Genomic DNA, 367 nt, shown 5'->3' with positions numbered 1-367 from the left:
CTTCTCCGAACTCAGGTTCTGACACGCTTCGCCACCAGTGATTGAACCTGCCCAAGGTTCACCCCGCGCTATCCGCGGACGACCACCCTCCAAATCTGTACGCACGACGGACCACACCGCGAACCCACCAAGAAATGCGGCAGCGAACATGAGGCCCCGTAACTCACGAAGCAAACCGCGTAGACCAAGCCGCTAACCCCAAAGAAACGAAGCATGCAGAACACGTGAGGCCGCGCGGGTTCCTTGGCAAGGGTGCTTGCCCGAGAGCACTGGTGGCGAAGCGTGTCTATGTCAGGATTCGCGAGAAGGAGGGGTTCAAACATTCGTCGCTCTAGCGAGCACCGTGCTTTTGGGGCACCTATGAATC

Source organism: Burkholderia sp. S171 (genome assembly GCF_009766085.1).
Taxonomy (GTDB): domain Bacteria; phylum Pseudomonadota; class Gammaproteobacteria; order Burkholderiales; family Burkholderiaceae; genus Caballeronia.
Note: the sequence above shows the minus strand (reverse complement) of the source record.